The sequence below is a fragment of the Pseudomonas sp. TE21435 genome (genome assembly GCF_056279265.1).
Genome location: NZ_JBWBQZ010000001.1, coordinates 2,713,507 through 2,733,311, shown reverse-complemented (window position 1 = coordinate 2,733,311; position 19,805 = coordinate 2,713,507). Strand labels below are relative to the sequence as shown.

The window sequence follows — 19,805 nt, the reverse complement described above, 5'->3', positions numbered from 1 at the left end:
TGCCGCCATGCGATCGCCCTGGCATGCAGGTGAAAAACGGCTGCAGGAGCAAGTCGGTGTTGCAGAGCGCATGGAGGTGTTCGGCCAGAAGGTCATCCGCGACTTCATGCCCGACCAGCATCGCGCGTTCTACCAGCAATTGCCGTTCCTGGTGGCCGCTGCCGTGGATGCTGCTGGCACCCCTTGGGCGACGCTGCTCGAAGGCCCGGAAGGCTTCGTCAGCTCGCCCGATCCCCGGCAACTGCTGATCGGCACCGCGCCTGCCGCTGATGACCCGGCCATGCCGGGCCTGGTGGATGGCGGTGCCATTGGCTTGCTGGGGATCGAGCTGCACACGCGGCGGCGCAATCGCCTCAATGGCCTGATCCTCCGGGCTGGCACCGGCCAGCTGGAGGTGGTGGTCGAGCAATCGTTCGGCAACTGCCCGCAGTACATCCAGCTGCGCGAGTACACCCGCGTCGACGAGCCGCCGCAGGGGCGCCGGGACTCAGTGGCACTCGATACCGAGTCCCGCGCCATGATCGAACACGCCGATACCTTCTTCGTCGCCAGTTACGTTGAGCAGGAAAATGGCCAACGTGCCGTGGACGTGTCCCACCGCGGTGGCCGGCCCGGTTTCGTCAGGGTCGAAGGTAATCGCCTGACCATACCCGACTACGCCGGCAACCTGCATTTCAACACCCTCGGCAACCTGCTGGTCAACCCGGTTGCCGGCCTGTTGTTCATCGACTTCACCACGGGCGATGTGCTGCAGGTTTCAGGGCGAACCGAGGTGATTCTCGACAGCCCGCTGATCAGCGCTTTCGAGGGGGCCGAGCGGCTCTGGACCCTGGACATCGAGCAGGTGGTGGTCCGCCCGGCCGCCGTGTCATTGCGCTGGGCCTTTCAGGAGTACGCCCCTACCAGCCTGATGACCGGCACCTGGAGTGAAGCCCAAGAGCGCCTGCAACAGCGTGAGCGCCAGCGCCAATGGCTGACCTGGCGCGTGCTGCGTATCGAGCAGGAAAGCCGCGATATCCGTTCGTTCTACCTGCAACCCGAGGAGGGTAAGGCGGTGCCCTTCGCGCCCGGCCAGCATATGCCCGTGCGCCTGCAGGTTGATGGAGAGGCACCGCTGATCCGCACCTACAGCCTGTCCAGTGCGCCGTCCGATGGCCACCTGCGCATCAGCGTCAAGGCGCAGGGGCCGGCGTCACGCTATCTGCACCAGCAACTGAAGGTGGGCGACCCTTTACAGGTGCGCCTGCCCATGGGCAGTTTCACCCTGGATCACACCAGCGACCGGCCCCTCGTGCTGGTCGGTGCTGGTGTCGGTATCACCCCGTTGATCGCCATGCTCCGCGAGCAACTGGCCTTGGGGCTGGGGCGGCGCATCTACCTGTTCCACGGTGGCCGTACGCTGGCCGACCTGCCGTTCCAGCACGAGCTTGCCGAACTCCAGCAGCACGCCGGTGGCCTGCTGAGCATTCACCGCGCCCTGAGCCTGCCCGAACCCCAAGCCGTGCAGGGCCGCGACTATGTGTTCGCCAGCCGCCTGGGCATCGAGCAGATCAAGGCCACGCTGCCGCTGGACGACTACGACTTCTACCTCTGTGGCCCGGCCAGTTTCACCCAGGACCTTTACGAAGGCCTGCGCACGGTGCATGTACCGGATGCCCGCATCCATGCCGAAGCCTTCGGCCCTTCGACCCTGCGTCGCCACAACGACGACAACCAGTCCACCCTGCAACAACCGCCGCCCGCCAGCGAACCGGTGCCGGTGTACTTCGCCAGCTCCGCCAAGGAAGCGCGCTGGGCGCCCGGAGGCGGCACCTTGCTGGAACTGGCGGAAAGCCGCGGCCTGTCGCCGGACTTCAGCTGCCGTGGTGGCTCGTGCGGTACCTGCAAGACCAAATTGGTCAGCGGCCAGGTCCACTATCCGAACCCGCCCGCCGAACTGCCCGAAGCCGGTAGCGTGCTGATCTGCTGCGCGATTCCGGCCCAGGCCGAGGAAGGCATGCAGCCCCTGGTACTGGAGCTCTAGCGTGACCACGGCGATAATCGCTCGACGACAACGCGTGGGGCGCGGCATGGACCAGATCCACCTGATGAAAGTGTTCGTGGCCGTGGGCGAGCTGGAAAGCTTCGCCGCCGCCGCTCGCCGCCTGGCCATCTCGCCGGCGGCGGTGACCCGCGCCGTCAGCGCCCTGGAGGAACAGCTCGGGGTCAAGCTGCTGCTGCGCACCACCCGCAGCGTGCGCCTGACCGAGGCCGGCGGGCGCTATCTGGAAGACACCCGGCATATCCTCGCCAGCATTGTCGAAGCCAACGAAGCCGCCGCCGGCATCAACGCCGCGCCCAAGGGCGACCTGGCCGTGACCGCGCCGATCCTGTTCGGCAAGAAGTTCGTCATGCCGTGCATCGTGCGCTACCTGCAGCAGTACCCCGAGGTGGACGTCTCGGCGTTCTTCCTCGACCGCGTGGTGAACCTGGTGGAGGAGGGCATGGACGTGGCCGTGCGCATCGGCCAGTTGCCCGACTCGGGCCTGAAGGCGCTGCGGGTGGGCAAGATGCGCCGGCTGCTGTGCGCCTCGCCCGAATACCTCGAACGCCACGGCACGCCGCGCCATCCTTCGGAGTTGCAGAAGCACGAAGTCATCGCCGCCGGGACGCTGTCACCTCGCACGGACTGGCGTTTCGGCGCCATCGACGACCCGACGTTGATCCGCATGAAGCCGCGCCTGACCGTGACCAGCAACGACGCCGCCATCGCCGCGGCCAGTGCCGGGCTGGGGATCGCCCGGCTGCTGTCGTACCAGGTGGCGGACGAAGTGGCGGCCGGGCGCTTGCAGGTGATTCTGGCCGAATACGAGGAGGCGCCGTGGCCGATCCATATCCTGCATCGCGAGAGCAAATATGGTTCGACCAAGGTGCGGACCTTTATCGATATGTTGGCCGAGCACTTGCGTAGCCAGGCGCATCTGGCGTGATTCCGGAACCTGGGGCTGCTGCGCAGCGGCCCCAAGTACCTCAAGCTCAATCAAGGCCTTGAAAGGCCAGCACACTCCGCCAGCACCCTCAACCCGCCCATCACCTGCGGCGTAATCACCCGCCCCAGGCACACCCGCAACCCAGTGCCACACTCCCCATCGGCAAAGAACATCCCGCTGGCGCCCACATTGCAGCCACGCTCCGCGGCAAGCCGTTGCAGCGCCAGCATGTCTGTCCTTCCCGGTAATTCGACCCAGTGGATGAAGCCGCCCCGAGGCGCCACATAGCGCGTCCCCGCCGGAAATACCGAGCGCACCAGCGCCTCCATCACCCCGGCCTGCGCCGCCAGCCGCCCACGCGGTTTCGCGCAGTGCTCGTCCATGTACCCCCGCCCGATGAATTCATCCAGCACCCGCTGCGCCAGGCTCGATACCGCCAGGTTGCGTGAAAACATCTGGGCCAGGATCGCATCCCGGTACCGTCCGGCCACGCACCAGCCCACCCGGTACCCCGGCGCCACGGTCTTGGAGAACGACGAGCAATAGATCGTCTGCCCGGTCACGTCGTAGTGCTTGATCGCCCTGGGCCGCTGCGCCTCGTCCACCAGGTCGAAGAAGATATCGTCCTCGATGATCGGCACATCCGCCGCCTGCGCCAGCTGTGAGAGCCGTGCCCGCGCCGTGTCGGGCATGATGAAGCCCCGGGGGTTCTGCAGCGTCGGGTTGAGGAACACCACATCGACCTTCCCGCGCTTCAGGGCCCACTCCAGGTGCTCGAGGTCCATGCCGCTGTCGGCGTGGGTGCGAATGGGCAGGGCGCGCATCCCCAGGCGTTCGATGGTCTGCAGGATGCCGTAGTAGGTGGGTGTCTCGATGGCCACCGTGGCGCCCGGCCGGGCGACGGCTTCGAGGGCCAGTTCCAGCGCCACGGTGTCGCCTGAGGTCACCAGGATATCGTCCGGCCCGCAGGCCACGCCGCGTTGCAGCATCAGCCCGGCGATACGCCGGCGCAGCGAGGCCTGGCCGGGTGGCGCGATCAGCCCGGCCAGCGCCAGATCGGCCTTGCTCGCCAGCGATGCCAGGCATCTGCTCAGCAGCACCTGGGGGGCCAGTTCGTCATGCAGCACTGCCGAGCTCAGCGAAAGCGTGGTGTTGCTGGCCGCCTGGGCGAGCATGGCGACCACCGCGTGGTCGACGTTGACGGTGACGCTGGCCAGGTCGAACCCCTGCACCTGGGCCGTGCCCTTGGCGACGAAATAGCCTACCCGTGGCCTGGCCTGCACATAGGCATTGGCCTCCAGCTCCGCCAGGGCCCGTTGCACGGTGGCGATGCTGCTGTCGAACAGCCGCGCCAGCTCGCGCACCGAGGGCAATTGCATGCCGCTGGGCCATTCGCCGCTGTCGATCTGGCGCAGCAGCCAGGCGTTGACGGTGTGCCAGCGCTTGTCGGGCTTGGGAATGCGGTCCATGGGGGCTCTTTGTGGCGTCAGGTTCAGGCCCCCGAAAGGTAGAGCAAAACCACGCCGGTTGCAGCCACGATGACAATGTTCAGCACGACCAGGGCAAAACCGAAGCGGATCAGCCCGTGTTCCTCGTCGCGGTTGGCACTGGCCAGCCCGATGATCAGCGCCAGGATCGACAACGAGCCCAGCGCGCCGTGCCCGGCGGCACTGTTGGCCATGGCGGCCAGCCACGCACCATGGCTGTCGGACAATGCCGCGATGGCGGGCATCACCAGGGTGGTACCGCCGACATTGGAACTGGTGACATAGCCGGCCAGCCCTGCCAGCAACGACACGGTCGCGGCCAGCGATACGCCGGACAGCGACTGCAAGGCCCGTTGCGCCTCGACCAGGAAGCCCGCCTTGACCATCACCTGGGAGAGCAGCAGGAACAGGAAGATCGTCGCCACCGGAAACCGTGCGCGGGTGAACAGTGCCCGCCACGGGAAGCCGCCGCCCTGGCGTGCGGCCATCGCCAGCACCACCAGCAGCAGCGCCAGCCCCGGCGAGGCCAGTGGCTTCCACGCTACATTGGCGCCGTGCACCACCCACCCGCCGTCCCAGCCCGAGGCCAGGAACAGCCCACGCGAGGCGACGATCACCCCCAGCAACGCCAGGTACGGCCACGCTGCCCGTGGCCAGTGCACCAAGGTTCCTCGCCGCGCCCAGGACAGCGCCAGGCCCGTGCAGGCCACCGCCAGCCCGGCCAGCACCCCCGAAGCCTCGGGCCCGATCCAGCGATTGGCCGTATACAGCACTGTGCTGAACAGCAGCGAGATCGCCGCCAGCCCCAGCCATGCCTTGAGGCTGCGGATCCCCGCCAAGGCCAGTGCCACGGCGGCCAGGCAGAGAAACACCGGTGCGCTGACCAGCGCCGAATGGCTGCCCAGTTCCTGCGCCGGTACATGAGCCAGCAGCGCGCCGATCACCGTGGCCAGCCCAAGGGTGCCCCACGGCATCACCGCCATCCCTGCCAACGCCATCTTCATGCCCGTCTGGCGCGAAAACAGCCCCATCAGCAATGGCACGGTAGCGATCAGCGACACCCCGAACCCGGTCATCGCTTCCAGCAGCGGCGCCAGGCCCAGGACAATGAAGATCACCTGCATCGGTGGCGTCCAGCCCAGCTCCCGTACCCAGGCCCCGATAGCCTGCGGGGCGCCGGCGCGCTCGACCAGAATGGCAAAGGCCAGGCCCGGGACGATCACGCCGGCGGTGCTGAGAAACAGGATCAGCGTGTCTTGCAGGATCGCGCCGGACACCGCCGTCGACAGCGGCTGCGCGACGCCCAGGCCCCACAGCAGCAGGACACCGGCCACGCCAGCCAGCGCGGCCTGCACGGGGGGGCGGCGCAGCAGCAGGATCAGGGTGATCACCAGGCCTATGGGGGACATTTGCAGCAGCAGGGCAGCCATGATGCGGGTTCCTTTAGCCATCCGGGGGAGTGTGGGAGGGATGGTGGAGGGAAGGGAGAGACGGCAATAGATACAGGGGGTGGGGGTTTTTCAATACAGACCCAGGGCTTGTGGCGTTGGAGCCACCTGTTTGCACCTCCTCTCACGCCAATGCCTGGATTTCTGGGCACTGACTGCGATATTGGCCGTTAATGCCTGTAATTCGAGGCATTGGGTGGATCGGGCATTCTGGTTACATTCCGCACGGGTTTTGACCGTACTGCTTACACGCAGCGTGTTATCTGGCCAAACCTGCCAGCACCTTCTCCAGTTTCACCACCGCCTCCCTCATCTCTGCGGGCGTCAGTGCCGCAAACCCCATCAGCAAGCCGGCATCGTTCCTCGGCTGCGCATACAAGCTGCCCAGCCCCAGCAGATCGATCCCCGCCCCGCGTGCCGCCCTGACCACAGCGTCTTCCGCCAAGTCCTGAACGAAGTGGCAGGGCATCTGCAGCCCACCCACCGGCACTTGCGGGCGCAGGAACGCCCCCAGGTGCCGCTGCACCAGCTCTGCCAGCACGTCGCGTCGCTCGGCATAGAGGCTGCGCATGGCCCGCACATGGGCGTTGAAGTGGCCGTCTTCCATGAACCGGGCCAGGGTCAGCTGGGCGACGGACGCGTTGTGGCCATCCTGCAGTGTTCGCGCGGCGGTCATTGGTGTGACGAGCTGGGGCGGCAGCAGCAGGTAGCCGATGCGCAGCCCGGCGCCCAGCGACTTGGTGAAGGTGCCGATGTACAGCGTGCGCGCGTGCGAATCCAGGCCCTGCACGCAGGCGGTGGGGCGGCCGGCGTAGTGGAATTCGCTGTCGTAGTCGTCCTCGATGATCCACGCCTGCTGCTGGCGCGCCCAGTCGATGGCCAGCAGGCGCCGGTCCAGCGACAGGGTGGCGCCGGTCGGGTATTGGTGCGAAGGCGTGAGGAACAGCGCCCGGGCATCCGGAGCTAGCTGGGCCATGCCATCCACCTGCAAGCCGTGCGCGTCCACCGGCACCGGCACGCCTTGCAGCCCGGCGGCGCTGATGGCCTTGCGGGTGCCCTGGTACAGCGGGTCCTCGACCAGTACCCGGTCGCCTGCGTCCATGAGCACCTGGGCGCACAGGCCCAGGGCCTGCTGCGAGCTGGTGAGGATCAGGATACGGTCAGCGGATGCCTGCGCGCCGCGTTCGAGGTTGAGGTAGTCGGCGATTGCACTGCGCAAGGCGAGCATGCCCTGTGGCTCGCTGTGTTCCAGGGCACGGGTGCCGTATTCCTTGTACACCTGCCGCTCCAGCTTCTCCCAGACGGCCAGGGGGAAATGCCGGGTTTCCGCCACGCCCGGGGCGAAGGGGCGGGGTGATTGGAAGTTGTGAACGCCACCGCTGTGCAATAGCGCTTCACCTCGGCGGCTCAACTGCACCGGGGCCTCGCTGTGTGCCGGCCGCTGGCGCTTGCGCGACGGCAGGCAGCGGGCCCGTTGCGACACGAAGCTGCCGCTGCCCACGCGCCGTTCGATAAAACCCTCGGCGTGCAACTGGCTGTAGGCCGACTCCACGGTATCCCTTGAAACCCCCAGCGAACTTGCCAGCGACCGCGATGCCGGCAGCGGCTTGCCGACCGGCAGGGCACCCTCAAGGATCAATTGGCGGATGGCCCGCTGGATGCGCACGTGCCGCGCCAGTGCACCATGGGCGGGATCCGTTAGCCAGGCTTTTACCGATTCCAGCTGGGCGTGTTTGAACATTGGCCTGGGTCCTTGGCGGGTGGATTCGACAGATGCCTGCCTATCCTGGGACGGATCGCGCCCCTGAAAATGGTCTGGTAACTACCGAATAATTGGCAGGTAAAAACCAGCCATTTATCCGCTATAAAACCCAGGTCCGCAAGCAATCACCAAGGAAGGCAAGCGCTGCGGACAGGCCGGCCCCCTCACTCATTCAGCTGTGTTGTCCAAAAGGGGTTTGAACAATGAACACCACCCAACTGCCCGTTTTCGTACGCGAAGTGAAGCAAACCGACCTGCAGCCATGGTCCGACTACTGGGCGCAATACCAGGCCTTCTACCAAGTGGACCTGGGCCCAGCCATCACCGAGCGCACCTGGGCCCGCTTCTTCGACCCGGCCGAGCCCATGCACTGCGCCGTGGCCACGGACGGCGAGCAAATCTTCGGCTTCGTTCACTATGTGTTCCACCGCTCGACCTGGGGGCGCAATGATTTCTGTTACCTGGAAGATCTGTTCGTGTCGCCGAGTGCGCGGGGGAGGATGATCGGCAAGCGGCTGATCGAGTTCGTCCAGGACCAGGCCGGGCAGCAGCGGTGTGATCGGTTGTACTGGCATACCCAGGAGACCAACAAGACTGCGCAGCGGTTGTATGACTGGATTGCCGAGAAGCCGGGGGTGATTGAGTACCGGATGCCGGTGGATGTTGCTCACTAAGTCCATAGTGAGCAGATGAGGGCGTGGGAGCGGGCTTGCCCCGCGATTGGGACGGTAAGGTCATCGTCGTTGCCTGTACTGACGGGCAGACACCAACGAAACCGGTGCCATCCCCTGCGCGGCCCTTTCAGCAATGCGCACAGCTCGTTTCAGCCCTTTCCTCGGGCTGAGGCGGGCGTTACCTGTCCATACGCCCTATCCACCATCTTGCGCATCCACCGAGGCATCCTGCAGCGCATCAATCTCTCTGCCTCCCCGGTATCGAGCCTGGACAGAATCGTCTGAACCATCGCGCCCGTCAGTTCGCGCCTGCCGATATAGAAAAGCGCACACAGCGCCAAGCCGGCCTGACTACCTGCACATTGCAGCTTATCCGTTGATACATGCCGCAGATGGACGACCGCATCACCCACCCGTAGATCACGACTGGAGCCACTGGTGTAGTACATCGGCCGCATCTGAACCTGCGTGCTGAGCCTGAACCATCGAACCGCTTCGGCCCCATGCACTTGGATGATTTCGCCACGTGCCCTGGCCATTGCCATCATCACGGTGACAGGTCCCGGTCGCACCTTGCCCACATAGGGGCTGCCTCTTTGGGCGTATGTACACACCTCGCGCCACGCGTTCCAAGGCGCCCGCCCGGACAAGGCGGGCCAGAGCCTTGTCCACGGCGGAGCGTGATCCGAACTTAGTGAAGTGTTGAATAGTGAACGGCTTGCCTCGTGCCAGATACCGAATGTGGCTGGCAATCGCCTGCGCTACCGACACGCTTGCCTTCTCAACGGCCTGGGTTGATGCCTCCCGCTGGTCAATCTCCCACCCCATGCAACCGCAACGCCCGCTGCGCACATTCCTTCCAGCTCAGCTTGCGCCGCTCGGGCACCACCACGGGTACCTCCGCCGCCATCACCACCGGCATATCCCGCATCCGTACCCAAGGCTCACTCTGCCAATACAACAGACTCGCCGTATGCCCACCCGGCCAGCACATCCTGCCCAGGCGCGGCAGGTCTTCCAGCGCCGAGTCCTGCCCATCGCGCAGCACCGCCACCACCTCATGGGTCAGCCAGTGGCGCAGGTGGCGGTTTTCCGGAATGTGATGATGGGCCAGCAGGGTATAGGCCCCGGACTCGCTGACCATGGTGGTTTCGCCGTACTGGCCGTAGCGCAGCAACTGCAGGGTGCGATGCTGGTCCGGGTCGAGCTTGCGAATGCAATGTTCGTCGAAGAAGCGCCCGGTCATCCGGCCGAGTTCTTGGGCGCAGAACCAGGCTTGGGATTCGAGCCAGAGGGTGTGGAGCGGGCGGTTGTGGCGGGTGAAGAGGGTGGGGGAGTAGTGGTTGTCCATGATTGGCCTTCCAAAATCAGGAGAGCCGTTTCTAACGGGAACGGGATTCCGCTGCGTGAGCGTTCTTAAGCGCTTGGAGGATGATGGGCGAACTCGAGAGGAATCAGTTGAGGATTTGAGTGATTTTAGAATCAGAAGATTCTGAAAAATTGGTCAAGAAATCCTGACACGCTTGAAGGGTGGTTGGTCTTGTGCTTCGATGATGGCGTTTGGCTACCTTTCGCTGGAGGCGTGATGCATATAAATGATTATGTTGCGGGCTTTAGTAACCACCCGGTGCTTTTCGTGGGCACGGGATTCAGTTTGAGGTATCTGGAAAAGTCGTACACGTGGGATGGACTCCTAAAGTTCATTGCATCCGAATTTACAGGAAGTAATGAATACTATTTTGATGTTAAAGCTCGTAGTTGTGTTGATGGGAAGTTTCAGTTTGATTTGATTGCAAGCAGGTTGGAGGAGGATTTTACAAAGGCTCTTGAGTTGGATCGGAATGGTAAGTTTAAGGCGGTTAATGATAGCTTCTATGAGTATATGGAGCAGGGAAAGTTTATAAGTAGGCTGAAGATATATATCTCCAAGCTTTTGGACTGCTCGGCTATTAATGAAGGGAAGAGAGAGGAGTTGGCTGATTTAAAAAAGCAGTCAAGAATATAGGTTCAATAATTACGACGAATTATGATCAGCTTCTGGAGGAGGTTTTTGAGTTTAGTCCTCTTATAGGTAACGACATATTGCTAAGCAATCCATATGGTTCTATATATAAGATTCATGGATGTGTGTCTAGTTCTGATCGGGTTATAATAACTAAGGATGATTATGATAAGTTTGATAAAAAATATGAGTTGATTCGAGCTCAATTGTTGTCGCTGTTTATTCACAACCCTATTGTGTTTGTTGGGTATAGTATTAATGATGATAATATTAAAAAAATACTTAGGACTGTATTTACATATGTTGAGCCTAACTCTGAGCAAGCGGCAAGAATAAGAAGAAATTTCCTATTGGTCGAGTACGAAAGTGGGTCTGCCTCTGAAGATATATTTGAACATGATATTGAGTTGGAGGGGATGGCAACAATCAGAATTAGCAAGATAAAAACCGATAACTTTTCATCGGTTTATCGCGCTTTGTCTTCGTTGAATCTTCCAGTCTCAGCGATGGACGTTCGGAAGGTCCAAAATATCGTTCATGACTTAAAGTCCGGAGGGGATATTAAGGTTCACGTCACAGAGGACCTTGATGAGCTTGGTAATGGAGACAAAATTATCGCCATTGGTTCAAGTAAATCAATTACCTACAGGTACATGAATTCGGCAGAAACCATTTCTAACTACTTCAAAATTATTGATGAAGAGAATTCCCAGCTTCTTTCTTTGGTTAATAAGTTCACAATTGGTAAGCAGCAATTCTTCCCTGTGTTTGCCTTTTCAACGATTCAGCCTGATATAGAGAAGGTTGACAAGCTTAAAGAGCAGCAAAGAAGAAAGGTTACAGAGGCACTTGGAGGAGTTTTAGATAGCTGTAAGATCCCACACTCTGAGGTGGAGGCTATTATGGCGGACGCTCAAGTTGCTGCTAGCTACAAGACGAGAACACTATTTTGGTGTGCTCATGAAGGACACATTGCTCTTGATGCATTGGAGGTTTATCTCAGAAACTCCAACGACCATAAGAGTACAGAATATCGCAAGCTACTCTGTCTATATGATGTTATGAGATATTCGTGATGCTGTTATAAAAAGGCCGCCATGATTGGCGGCCTCGTAGTTTTTAGTCCCAGCTCAACGCCCCACCAGTCTGATACTCAATCACGCGAGTCTCAAAGAAGTTCTTCTCCTTCTTCAAGTCCATGATCTCGCTCATCCATGGGAACGGGTTAGTAGTCCCCGGATACTCTTCCTTCAACCCAATCTGAGTCAGTCGACGGTTGGCAATGAACTTGAGGTAATCCTCCATCATCGCCGCGTTCATGCCCAGCACGCCGCGTGGCATGGTGTCACGGGCGTATTCGATCTCCAGCTGGGTACCCTGCAGAATCATCTGGGTAGCCTCTTCCTTCATCGCGGCATCCCACAGGTGCGGGTTCTCGATCTTGATCTGGTTGATCACGTCGATGCCGAAGTTCAGGTGCATGGACTCGTCACGCAAGATGTACTGGAACTGCTCGGCGACGCCGGTCATCTTGTTGCGGCGGCCCATGGACAGGATTTGGGTGAAGCCGCAGTAGAAGAAGATGCCTTCCAGTACGCAGTAGTAGGCGATCAGGTTGCGCAGCAGCTCTTTGTCGGTTTCGACGGTGCCGGTGTTGAACTCCGGGTCCGAGATGGCGCGGGTGTACTTCAGGCCCCAGGCCGCCTTCTTAGCGACCGACGGGATCTCGTGGTACATGTTGAAGATCTCGCCTTCATCCATGCCCAGCGACTCGATGCAGTACTGGTAGGCGTGGGTGTGGATCGCCTCTTCGAAGGCCTGGCGCAGGATGTACTGGCGGCACTCGGGGTTGGTGATCAGGCGGTACACGGCCAGGGCCAGGTTGTTGGCAACCAGGGAGTCGGCGGTGGAGAAGAAGCCGAGGTTGCGCATCACGATGCGGCGCTCGTCTTCGGTCAGGCCGTCCATGCTCTTCCACAGGGCGATGTCGGCGGTCATGTTGACCTCTTGCGGCATCCAGTGGTTGGCGCAGCCGTCGAGGTACTTCTGCCAGGCCCAGTCGTACTTGAACGGGACCAGCTGGTTGAGGTCGGCGCGGCAGTTGATCATGCGCTTTTCGTCAACGGCGACGCGGGCCGAGGAGCCTTCCAGCTCGGCCAGGCCTTCGGCGATGTCCAGGGCGTCCAGGGCAGCCTTGGCGCGCTTGACGGCGTCGGAGTCGGCGGCGGTGGCGGCGCGGGCTTCCAGGGCGGCGGCACCGCCGGCGCTGTCGAGCTTGTCCAAGGTGGTGGTGGCAGCGGCCTGTGCGGCGGTGTTGCCTTTGGCGGCGACTTCGCCGTCTTCTTTGTCGAATTCGTCCCAGCTCAGCATGGTGAGATCTCCTGCTTGAGGGCCATCAATGAGTATGGCCGGTGGATCTTGGTTGCGGTGCGGTGCACGCAAATCTGGAATGCCCGGGGGAGGGCTGACCGGGGCGTTGGGCCCCGGCTTGTTATGTCTGGCTGTGGGGAGGTGCTGGCAGTGCCGGCCTCATCGCTGGCAAGCCAGCTCCCACAGGGTTCTGCGCCGTGGCGCAGAAAAGAGGCTACCCGGGGGTAGCCTCTGCGCAGCCCTTATTGGCAGGCTTCGCAATCCGGCTCGTCGATGGCGCAAGCCTTCGGTACCGGGGCTGGGCCCGCGGCCTGGACCGGGGCGCTGTCGCCGCCGCTCGACACGGCGTTGAGCTTGCCGGTGTTGATGGTCGACTTCTCGGTGCTGGTCGCGGCCAGGGCACGGAGGTAGTAGGTGGTCTTCAGACCACGGTACCAGGCCATGCGGTAGGTCACGTCCAGTTTCTTGCCCGAAGCGCCGGCGATGTACAGGTTCAGCGACTGGGCCTGGTCGATCCACTTCTGGCGACGGGAGGCGGCGTCGACGATCCACTTGGTCTCGACTTCGAACGCGGTGGCGTACAGGTCTTTCAGCTCTTGTGGGATACGCTCGATCTGCTGCACGGAACCATCGTAGTACTTCAGGTCGTTGATCATCACCGAGTCCCACAGGCCGCGGGCCTTCAGGTCGCGGACCAGGTACGGGTTGATCACGGTGAATTCGCCCGACAGGTTCGATTTCACGTACAGGTTCTGGTAGGTCGGCTCGATGGACTGCGACACGCCGGTGATGTTGGCGATGGTCGCGGTCGGCGCAATGGCCATGATGTTCGAGTTACGAATACCTTTTTGTACGCGCTCGCGCACCGGTGCCCAGTCCAGGCTCTCGGTCAGGTCGACGTCGATGTACTTCTGGCCACGGGCCTCGATCAGGATCTGTTGCGAATCCAGCGGCAGGATGCCCTTGGACCACAGCGAACCCTGGAAGGTCTCGTAGGCGCCGCGCTCGTCGGCCAGGTCGCAGGAAGCCTGGATCGCGTAGTAGCTGACCGCTTCCATCGACTTGTCGGCGAACTCGACGGCAGCATCGGAGCCGTACGGGATGTGCTGCAGGTACAGCGCGTCCTGGAAGCCCATGATCCCCAGGCCGACCGGGCGGTGCTTGAAGTTCGAGTTACGCGCTTGCGGCACCGAGTAGTAGTTGATGTCGATCACGTTGTCGAGCATGCGCACGGCGGTGTTCACGGTGCGTTGCAGCTTGGCGGTGTCCAGCTTGCCATCGACGATGTGGTTCGGCAGGTTGATCGAGCCCAGGTTGCAGACCGCGATCTCGTCCTTGTTGGTGTTCAGGGTGATCTCGGTGCACAGGTTCGAGCTGTGGACCACGCCCACGTGCTGCTGCGGGCTGCGCAGGTTGCACGGGTCCTTGAAGGTCAGCCATGGGTGGCCGGTCTCGAACAGCATCGACAGCATCTTGCGCCACAGGTCTTTGGCCTGGATGGTCTTGAACACCTTGATCTTGTTGTACTCGGTCAGGGCTTCGTAGTACTCGTAGCGCTCTTCGAAGGCCTTGCCGGTCAGGTCGTGCAGATCAGGCACTTCCGATGGCGAGAACAGGGTCCACTTGCCGTCATCGAAGACGCGCTTCATGAACAGGTCGGGGATCCAGTTGGCGGTGTTCATGTCGTGGGTACGACGGCGGTCATCACCGGTGTTCTTGCGCAGCTCGATGAACTCTTCGATGTCGAGGTGCCAAGTTTCCAGGTAGGCACACACGGCGCCCTTGCGCTTGCCACCCTGGTTCACGGCGACGGCGGTGTCGTTGACCACTTTCAGGAACGGCACGACGCCTTGCGACTTGCCGTTGGTGCCCTTGATGTACGAGCCCAGTGCACGCACCGGAGTCCAGTCGTTGCCCAGGCCACCGGCGAATTTCGACAGCATGGCGTTGTCGTGGATCGCGTGGTAGATGCCCGACAGGTCGTCCGGCACGGTGGTCAGGTAGCAGCTCGACAGCTGCGGACGCAGGGTGCCGGCGTTGAACAGGGTCGGGGTCGAGGCCATGTAGTCGAAGGACGACAGCAGGTTGTAGAACTCGATCGCACGGGCTTCTTTGTCTTTCTCTTCCAGCGCCAGGCCCATGGCCACGCGCATGAAGAACACCTGCGGCAGCTCGAAGCGCACGCCATCCTTGTGGATGAAGTAGCGGTCGTACAGGGTCTGCAGGCCCAGGTAGGTGAACTGCTGGTCGCGCTCGTGGTTGATCGCCTTGCCCATGCGCTCCAGGTCGTAGCCTTTCAGGGCTGGGTCGAGCAGTTCGAACTCGACGCCTTTCTCGACGTAGGCCGGCAGGGCCTTGGCGTACAGGTCGGCCATTTCGTGGTGGGTGGCGCTGTCGGCGACGTTCAGGAAGCCCAGGCCTTCGGCACGCAGGGTGTCCATCAGCAGGCGGGCGGTGACGAACGAGTAGTTCGGCTCACGCTCGACCAGGGTGCGGGCGGTCATCACCAGGGCGGTGTTGACGTCTTTCAGGGCGACGCCGTCGTACAGGTTCTTCAGGGTTTCGCGCTGGATCAGCTCGCCATCGACTTCGGCCAGGCCTTCGCAGGCTTCGCTGATGATGGTGTTCAGGCGCGCCATGTCCAGCGGCGCCAGGCTGCCGTCGGCCAGGGTGATGCGGATGCTTGGGTGCGGCTCGACCACAGCGTCGGCGTTGCTGCGGGTGGCGCGCTCTTTTGCACGCTGGTCGCGGTAGATCACGTAGTCGCGGGCGACTTTCTGCTCGCCGGCGCGCATCAGGGCCAGTTCGACCTGGTCCTGGATTTCTTCGATGTGGATGGTGCCACCCGATGGCATGCGACGCTTGAACGTGGCGGTGACCTGCTCGGTCAGGCGCGCGACGGTGTCGTGGATGCGCGACGAGGCGGCGGCGGTGCCGCCTTCAACTGCGAGGAACGCCTTGGTGATGGCAACGGTGATCTTGTCGTCGGTGTAGGGGACGACAGTGCCGTTACGCTTGATCACGCGCAGTTGGCCAGGGGCGGTGGCGGCCAGATCCTGGTTCGAATCGGCGGCCTGAGGCGCCTTGGCCTGCGGGTTCTCGCGAGTTGTGTCGGTTTGCATGGGTGGGTGTCTCCACAGTTTCTAGTTTGTTCAGGCGCCGTTGTCGGGCGCCACCGTTCCGTCCACTTGCTCGATGGCCCGGGCGGGGATGCGCGTGAAGCACACGCATCCGCCCGCTCGGGCTTACCGACTTCGGGACAGACTCAGGAATTAGGGGCAGTAACCTGCCGCTCCCTGGCCGAAGTCAAAGGTTCTGGGCGTACCCAAAATCTGTTGCTGATGAGTGCGGGCCTTGCCTGCAACACTCATACCCGAACAAGGCCGTCTGCGGCTTGCCTCGGTCGCCCTCCGCAGGAGCGGTTTGGCTGTTGAAATCACCTTAAGTTCAGCCAGAAAATTCGCTTGAATTTGCCTGTTGACTTGTGTTTGTGATTTTGCGCAAAACCCAATATCTAGTGGTTCGCTGCGATAGGGATACAAGATAATGCGGTCCAGGGGGCTTTGCAAGGTCGGCGCCTGTGGATAACTTGTGGGTACTTTGTGAGTCATCCGTGGGTATTCGCTGTAGGCCTTGTCCCAAGAGGTTTGCACTATTTTTTGCCTGTGCTAAGCCGCCGCGAAGATTTTTTAGGGCGCGCACCCTATCACAAAAAACGGTTCAGTCGAGGGCTGTTTGCGGTGGTTGGCAGGGGTGGGGGCGGGACGTAGTATCCGGGGCTGATGTTGCGCTTTGGTGAAAGGGAATACCCGTACGATCAGGCATTTACATTGCCTGCACCGGCCTCATCGCCGGCAAGCCGGCTCCCACAGGTACGGCGCGGCTTTTGTGGGAGCCGTCTTGCCGGCGATGAGGCCGCTGCGGACAACGCAAAACAACAATAAAAGACCAGCACACAAGGGGGAGGCCATGGACCAGCCAATCAACCGCATCCTGATCGTCGAGGACGACCAGCGCCTGGCCGAACTGACTGCCGAATACCTCCAGGCCAACGGCTTCGAAGTGGCGGTGGAGGGCGACGGTGGCCGCGCCGCGCGGCGTATCATCGACAGCCAGCCGGACCTGGTGATCCTCGACCTGATGCTGCCCGGCGAAGACGGCCTGAGCATCTGCCGCCGCGTGCGCGGCCAGTACGCCGGCCCCATCCTCATGCTCACCGCCCGCAGCGACGAGCTCGACCAGGTCCAGGGCCTGGACCTGGGCGCCGACGACTACGTATGCAAACCGGTGCGCCCGCGCGTGCTGCTGGCGCGTATCAACGCCCTGCTGCGCCGCAGCGACGCCCCGGAGCGCCGCCAGGACCTGACCTTCGGCCCTCTGCATATAGACAGCCGCCAGCGCGAGGCGCGCCTGCATGGCCAGCTGGTCGAGCTGACCGGCGCCGAATTCGACCTGCTTTGGCTGCTGGCCAGCAACGCCGGGCGCGTGCTGTCCCGCGAGGAGATCTTCACCTCGCTGCGCGGCGTCGGCTACGACGGCCAGGACCGCTCCATCGATGTGCGCATCTCCAAGATCCGCCCCAAGATCGGCGACGACCCGATCACCCCGCGGCTGATCAAGACCCTGCGCAGCAAAGGCTACCTGTTCGTCGGCGAGGCGCCATGAACTCGATCTTCCTGCGCATCTACGGCGGCATGCTCGCGGTGCTGGTGCTGGTGGCCGTGCTTGGTGTGCTGAGCCTGCACCTGCTCAACGAGATTCGCGCCGGCCAGCACCGCGAGCGCCTGGCCCAGGGCACCTTCAGCCTGATGGCCGACAACCTGGCGCAGCAGAACGCGGTGGAGCGCACCCGTTCGCTGGTGATTTGGGAGCGCCTGCTTGGCGTGCCGCTGGACCTGCAGCCGCTGTCGGCGTTCACCCTCGACGGTGGGCAGCGGGCGCGCCTGTACCGCGACCTGGTGGTGGTGGAGAAAACCGGCCCGCATGCTGCCCGGGTGCTGCGCCGGGTCGGCCACGAGGACCTGCTGCTGGTGGCTGAGGTCAAGCAGATCAGCGAGCAGCTGGCCCGCGCCACCCTTTACCTGTTGGCCGACGAGCTGGTGCGCTACCCGGTGACCGAGCAGCAGGCGCGCCTGGCGCAGCTGCGCCAGAGCAAGGGCTTCGGCTTCGACATCGCCCTGCAGCGCATCGAGCGCGCCGCCCTGGACGACGACCAGCGTCGCCGGGTGGAGGAGGGCGACACGGTGATGGCCCTGGGCAGGGATGGCGATTCGATCCGCGTGTTCTCGGGGCTGTCCGGCTCGCCCTGGGTGCTGGAGATCGGCCCTCTGTATCAGCTCAACCCCTATCCGCCGCAGTTGCTGATCCTCATCGCCTTTCTCGGCTTGTGCCTGATCGGCCTGGTGGTCTACCTGCTGGTGCGCCAGCTGGAGCGGCGAGTGTCGGGCCTGGAGGTGGCGGCCACGCGCATCGCCCAGGGCAGCCTCGATACCCGGGTGCCGGCCGGCGATGCCGACTCGGTGGGGCGCCTGGCCGAGGCCTTCAATGGCATGGCCGAGCACCTGCAACGTTCATTGACCATGCAGCGCGAGCTGGTGCGGGCGGTGTCCCACGAGTTGCGCACGCCGGTGGCGCGGCTGCGCTTTGGCCTGGAGATGATCGAGAGCGCCAGCACCGACGCTGCCCGGGCCAAGCACCTGGCGGGCATGGACGGCGATATCCAGGACCTGGACAAGCTGGTCGACGAGATGCTGACCTACGCCCGCCTGGAGCAGGGCGCGCCGGCCCTGCATTTCCAGGTGGTGGACCTGGACGAGCTGCTGGCGCGGGTAATCGAGGAGCTGGCGCCGCTGCGCGCCGAGGTGCGGGTAGTGCGCGGCGAATGCCACGGGCTCGACGGCGGCGACGCCCGGGTCGAGGCCGAGCCGCGCTACCTGCACCGGGCCCTGCAGAACCTGGTGCGCAATGCCATGCGCCATGCCGAGTCCGAAGTGCGCGTGAGCTATCACCTGGGACAGCAACGTTGCCGCATTGATGTGGAGGACGACGGTCCCGGGATTCCCGAGGGCGTGTGGCACCGGATCTTCACCCCCTTCACCCGCCTCGACGACAGCCGCACCCGGGCCTCGGGCGGGCATGGCCTGGGGCTGTCGATCGTGCGGCGGATCATCTACTGGCATGGCGGCCGCGCCCTGGTCGGGCACAGCGAGCAGTTGGGCGGGGCGTGTTTCAGCCTGAGCTGGCCGCGGGAGCAGCCACGCGATTAAACGCTGATCAGGCTGAGCAGGTGGCCGTCCTGCAGGCAGAACTGGCCATCGAGTTCGACACCGTGGCGCCACTCGGCCGACAGGTCGGTGAGCAAGCGCAGGCGGGCGTGGCCGTCGCTGGACCATTCCAGCAGTTCGGCATGCTCGAAGTAGAAGCGCTTTTTCGTCAGCGGGTAGAGCGTCTTGAACAGGCTTTCCTTGAGCGAGAAGGTCAGGGTCACGGCCAGGGCCTGTTGGCTGCGGTCCAGGCGTTCCAGCTCCGCAGGGGTGAGAATCTCCACGGCCAGGCGTTCGGCGCGGTCGTCGCCGAGCAAGGTTTCCTGGTCCAGCCCCAGGCCGCGGCATTGGCCGTCGGTAGCCACCACGGCGGCGGCCCAGCCCTGGCCGTGGGTAATCGAGCCGTGGATGCCGGCGGGCCAGATGGGCGAGCGGTCTTCATGAGGGGCGGGAGCGTAGCTACGACCGTCGAGTATCCGTAGCGCCTCGCGGGCGCAGACCCGACCGGCCAGGTACTCGGCCTGGCGCTTGGCCACCGAGCGTTGCAGGCTGGCGGTCTGTTCGATGCCGGCGCGCTGGTAGTCATCGGGCGCGAGCTTGGCCGGGTCGAAGGCACAACTGACCAGCACCGCGCCGGGGACCGGGCGCGGCAGGGGCCAATGGTGCTGGAGCGGGGCGCAGCAGGTGGGGAGTCTGTTCATGGCGGGTATTGTGCCAGCCTGGTGGCTGGTGGTGGAGCACAGATTTTGGGGCTGCTGCGCAGCCCTTTCGCCGGCGAGCCGGCTCCCACAGGGGGCGTCGCCATCTTTTGTGGGAGCCGGCTTGCCGGC

General features: G+C 63.1%; 16 protein-coding genes. 7 read left to right on the top strand and 9 right to left on the bottom strand.

The window, feature by feature from the left end; all coding sequences use genetic code 11:
* Positions 1–7 precede the first annotated feature (7 nt).
* Entirely contained in the window at positions 8–2,023 is a 2,016-nt protein-coding gene (locus ACZ9C1_RS12315; protein ID WP_476254019.1) for a 2Fe-2S iron-sulfur cluster-binding protein, read from the top strand.
* 46 nt (positions 2,024–2,069) lie between these two features.
* The gene (locus tag ACZ9C1_RS12310; protein WP_102685189.1) at positions 2,070–2,969 is read left to right on the top strand and encodes a LysR family transcriptional regulator; all 900 of its coding nucleotides are present in this window, start codon (positions 2,070–2,072) and stop codon (positions 2,967–2,969) included.
* 50 nt (positions 2,970–3,019) lie between these two features.
* On the opposite strand, the gene ACZ9C1_RS12305 is transcribed toward ACZ9C1_RS12310, so the two are convergent.
* The 3 genes from ACZ9C1_RS12305 to pdxR form a co-directional block, all read right to left on the bottom strand.
* Positions 3,020–4,438, bottom strand: coding sequence for an aminotransferase-like domain-containing protein (locus tag ACZ9C1_RS12305; RefSeq protein WP_476254018.1), 1,419 nt, complete (start codon positions 4,436–4,438; stop codon positions 3,020–3,022).
* 23 nt (positions 4,439–4,461) lie between these two features.
* The gene (locus ACZ9C1_RS12300; RefSeq protein ID WP_476254017.1) at positions 4,462–5,886 is read right to left on the bottom strand and encodes an L-lactate permease; all 1,425 of its coding nucleotides are present in this window, start codon (positions 5,884–5,886) and stop codon (positions 4,462–4,464) included.
* Positions 5,887–6,163: 277 nt separating this feature from the next.
* Positions 6,164–7,645 (bottom strand): MocR-like pyridoxine biosynthesis transcription factor PdxR, encoded by a 1,482-nt coding sequence (pdxR, locus tag ACZ9C1_RS12295; protein ID WP_476254016.1) that lies wholly within the window; start codon positions 7,643–7,645, stop codon positions 6,164–6,166.
* A gap of 224 nt (positions 7,646–7,869) precedes the next feature.
* Here pdxR and ACZ9C1_RS12290 point away from each other — a divergent pair, with 224 nt between their 5' ends.
* Positions 7,870–8,340: an N-acetyltransferase family protein gene (locus ACZ9C1_RS12290; RefSeq protein WP_476254015.1), complete on the top strand. Its 471-nt coding sequence runs from the start codon at positions 7,870–7,872 to the stop codon at positions 8,338–8,340.
* A 149-nt stretch (positions 8,341–8,489) separates the two neighbouring features.
* Here ACZ9C1_RS12290 and ACZ9C1_RS12285 read toward each other — a convergent pair whose 3' ends face one another.
* The 3 genes from ACZ9C1_RS12285 to ACZ9C1_RS12275 are packed head-to-tail and all read right to left on the bottom strand — an operon-like array spanning position 8,490 to position 9,691.
* A complete protein-coding gene (locus ACZ9C1_RS12285; RefSeq protein ID WP_476254574.1) occupies positions 8,490–8,879 on the bottom strand; it encodes a DUF6088 family protein in 390 nt (129 codons plus the stop codon).
* Positions 8,761–9,168 (bottom strand): DUF6088 family protein, encoded by a 408-nt coding sequence (locus tag ACZ9C1_RS12280; protein WP_476254014.1) that lies wholly within the window; start codon positions 9,166–9,168, stop codon positions 8,761–8,763. Before ACZ9C1_RS12280 ends, ACZ9C1_RS12285 begins: the two co-directional genes overlap by 119 nt.
* Positions 9,152–9,691, bottom strand: coding sequence for a BRO-N domain-containing protein (locus ACZ9C1_RS12275; protein ID WP_476254013.1), 540 nt, complete (start codon positions 9,689–9,691; stop codon positions 9,152–9,154). The genes ACZ9C1_RS12280 and ACZ9C1_RS12275 overlap by 17 nt, the downstream gene beginning before the upstream one ends.
* A gap of 234 nt (positions 9,692–9,925) precedes the next feature.
* Between ACZ9C1_RS12275 and ACZ9C1_RS12270 the strand changes: the two genes are divergently transcribed.
* Positions 9,926–10,345, top strand: coding sequence for a hypothetical protein (locus ACZ9C1_RS12270; protein WP_476254012.1), 420 nt, complete (start codon positions 9,926–9,928; stop codon positions 10,343–10,345).
* On the top strand, positions 10,342–11,418 hold the full coding sequence (locus tag ACZ9C1_RS12265) for an SIR2 family NAD-dependent protein deacylase (RefSeq protein WP_476254573.1): 1,077 nt from the start codon (positions 10,342–10,344) through the stop codon (positions 11,416–11,418). Before ACZ9C1_RS12270 ends, ACZ9C1_RS12265 begins: the two co-directional genes overlap by 4 nt.
* Positions 11,419–11,461: 43 nt before the next feature.
* On the opposite strand, the gene ACZ9C1_RS12260 is transcribed toward ACZ9C1_RS12265, so the two are convergent.
* Together ACZ9C1_RS12260 and ACZ9C1_RS12255 are read right to left on the bottom strand one after the other, a co-directional pair.
* Complete coding sequence (locus ACZ9C1_RS12260; RefSeq protein ID WP_038706634.1) at positions 11,462–12,712, bottom strand: ribonucleotide-diphosphate reductase subunit beta; 1,251 nt, start codon at positions 12,710–12,712, stop codon at positions 11,462–11,464.
* 242 nt (positions 12,713–12,954) lie between these two features.
* A complete protein-coding gene (locus ACZ9C1_RS12255) occupies positions 12,955–15,834 on the bottom strand; it encodes a ribonucleoside-diphosphate reductase subunit alpha (RefSeq protein ID WP_139673606.1) in 2,880 nt (959 codons plus the stop codon).
* Between the two features lie 847 nt (positions 15,835–16,681).
* Here ACZ9C1_RS12255 and ACZ9C1_RS12250 point away from each other — a divergent pair.
* Positions 16,682–17,377, top strand: a complete 696-nt coding sequence (locus ACZ9C1_RS12250; protein WP_102683604.1) for a response regulator — start codon at positions 16,682–16,684, stop codon at positions 17,375–17,377.
* Positions 17,374–18,978, top strand: a complete 1,605-nt coding sequence (locus tag ACZ9C1_RS12245) for an ATP-binding protein (protein ID WP_102683605.1) — start codon at positions 17,374–17,376, stop codon at positions 18,976–18,978. Before ACZ9C1_RS12250 ends, ACZ9C1_RS12245 begins: the two co-directional genes overlap by 4 nt.
* On the opposite strand, the gene ACZ9C1_RS12240 is transcribed toward ACZ9C1_RS12245, so the two are convergent.
* Positions 18,975–19,676, bottom strand: coding sequence for a 4'-phosphopantetheinyl transferase family protein (locus tag ACZ9C1_RS12240; protein WP_457378841.1), 702 nt, complete (start codon positions 19,674–19,676; stop codon positions 18,975–18,977). The genes ACZ9C1_RS12245 and ACZ9C1_RS12240 overlap by 4 nt on opposite strands.
* Between the last annotated feature and the right edge of the window lie 129 nt (positions 19,677–19,805).

What these genes read in the sequence shown, in the direction of transcription:
- ACZ9C1_RS12315 (WP_476254019.1), top strand. Translation starts at nt 8, where the DNA reads ATGCGATCGCCCTGGCATGCAGGTGAAAAACGGCTGCAGGAGCAAGTC.
- ACZ9C1_RS12310 (WP_102685189.1), top strand. Translation starts at nt 2,070, where the DNA reads ATGGACCAGATCCACCTGATGAAAGTGTTCGTGGCCGTGGGCGAGCTG.
- ACZ9C1_RS12305 (WP_476254018.1), bottom strand. Translation starts at nt 4,438, where the DNA reads ATGGACCGCATTCCCAAGCCCGACAAGCGCTGGCACACCGTCAACGCC.
- ACZ9C1_RS12300 (WP_476254017.1), bottom strand. Translation starts at nt 5,886, where the DNA reads ATGGCTGCCCTGCTGCTGCAAATGTCCCCCATAGGCCTGGTGATCACC.
- pdxR (WP_476254016.1), bottom strand. Translation starts at nt 7,645, where the DNA reads ATGTTCAAACACGCCCAGCTGGAATCGGTAAAAGCCTGGCTAACGGAT.
- ACZ9C1_RS12290 (WP_476254015.1), top strand. Translation starts at nt 7,870, where the DNA reads ATGAACACCACCCAACTGCCCGTTTTCGTACGCGAAGTGAAGCAAACC.
- ACZ9C1_RS12285 (WP_476254574.1), bottom strand. Translation starts at nt 8,879, where the DNA reads ATGGCCAGGGCACGTGGCGAAATCATCCAAGTGCATGGGGCCGAAGCG.
- ACZ9C1_RS12280 (WP_476254014.1), bottom strand. Translation starts at nt 9,168, where the DNA reads ATGGGGTGGGAGATTGACCAGCGGGAGGCATCAACCCAGGCCGTTGAG.
- ACZ9C1_RS12275 (WP_476254013.1), bottom strand. Translation starts at nt 9,691, where the DNA reads ATGGACAACCACTACTCCCCCACCCTCTTCACCCGCCACAACCGCCCG.
- ACZ9C1_RS12270 (WP_476254012.1), top strand. Translation starts at nt 9,926, where the DNA reads ATGCATATAAATGATTATGTTGCGGGCTTTAGTAACCACCCGGTGCTT.
- ACZ9C1_RS12260 (WP_038706634.1), bottom strand. Translation starts at nt 12,712, where the DNA reads ATGCTGAGCTGGGACGAATTCGACAAAGAAGACGGCGAAGTCGCCGCC.
- ACZ9C1_RS12255 (WP_139673606.1), bottom strand. Translation starts at nt 15,834, where the DNA reads ATGCAAACCGACACAACTCGCGAGAACCCGCAGGCCAAGGCGCCTCAG.
- ACZ9C1_RS12250 (WP_102683604.1), top strand. Translation starts at nt 16,682, where the DNA reads ATGGACCAGCCAATCAACCGCATCCTGATCGTCGAGGACGACCAGCGC.
- ACZ9C1_RS12245 (WP_102683605.1), top strand. Translation starts at nt 17,374, where the DNA reads ATGAACTCGATCTTCCTGCGCATCTACGGCGGCATGCTCGCGGTGCTG.
- ACZ9C1_RS12240 (WP_457378841.1), bottom strand. Translation starts at nt 19,676, where the DNA reads ATGAACAGACTCCCCACCTGCTGCGCCCCGCTCCAGCACCATTGGCCC.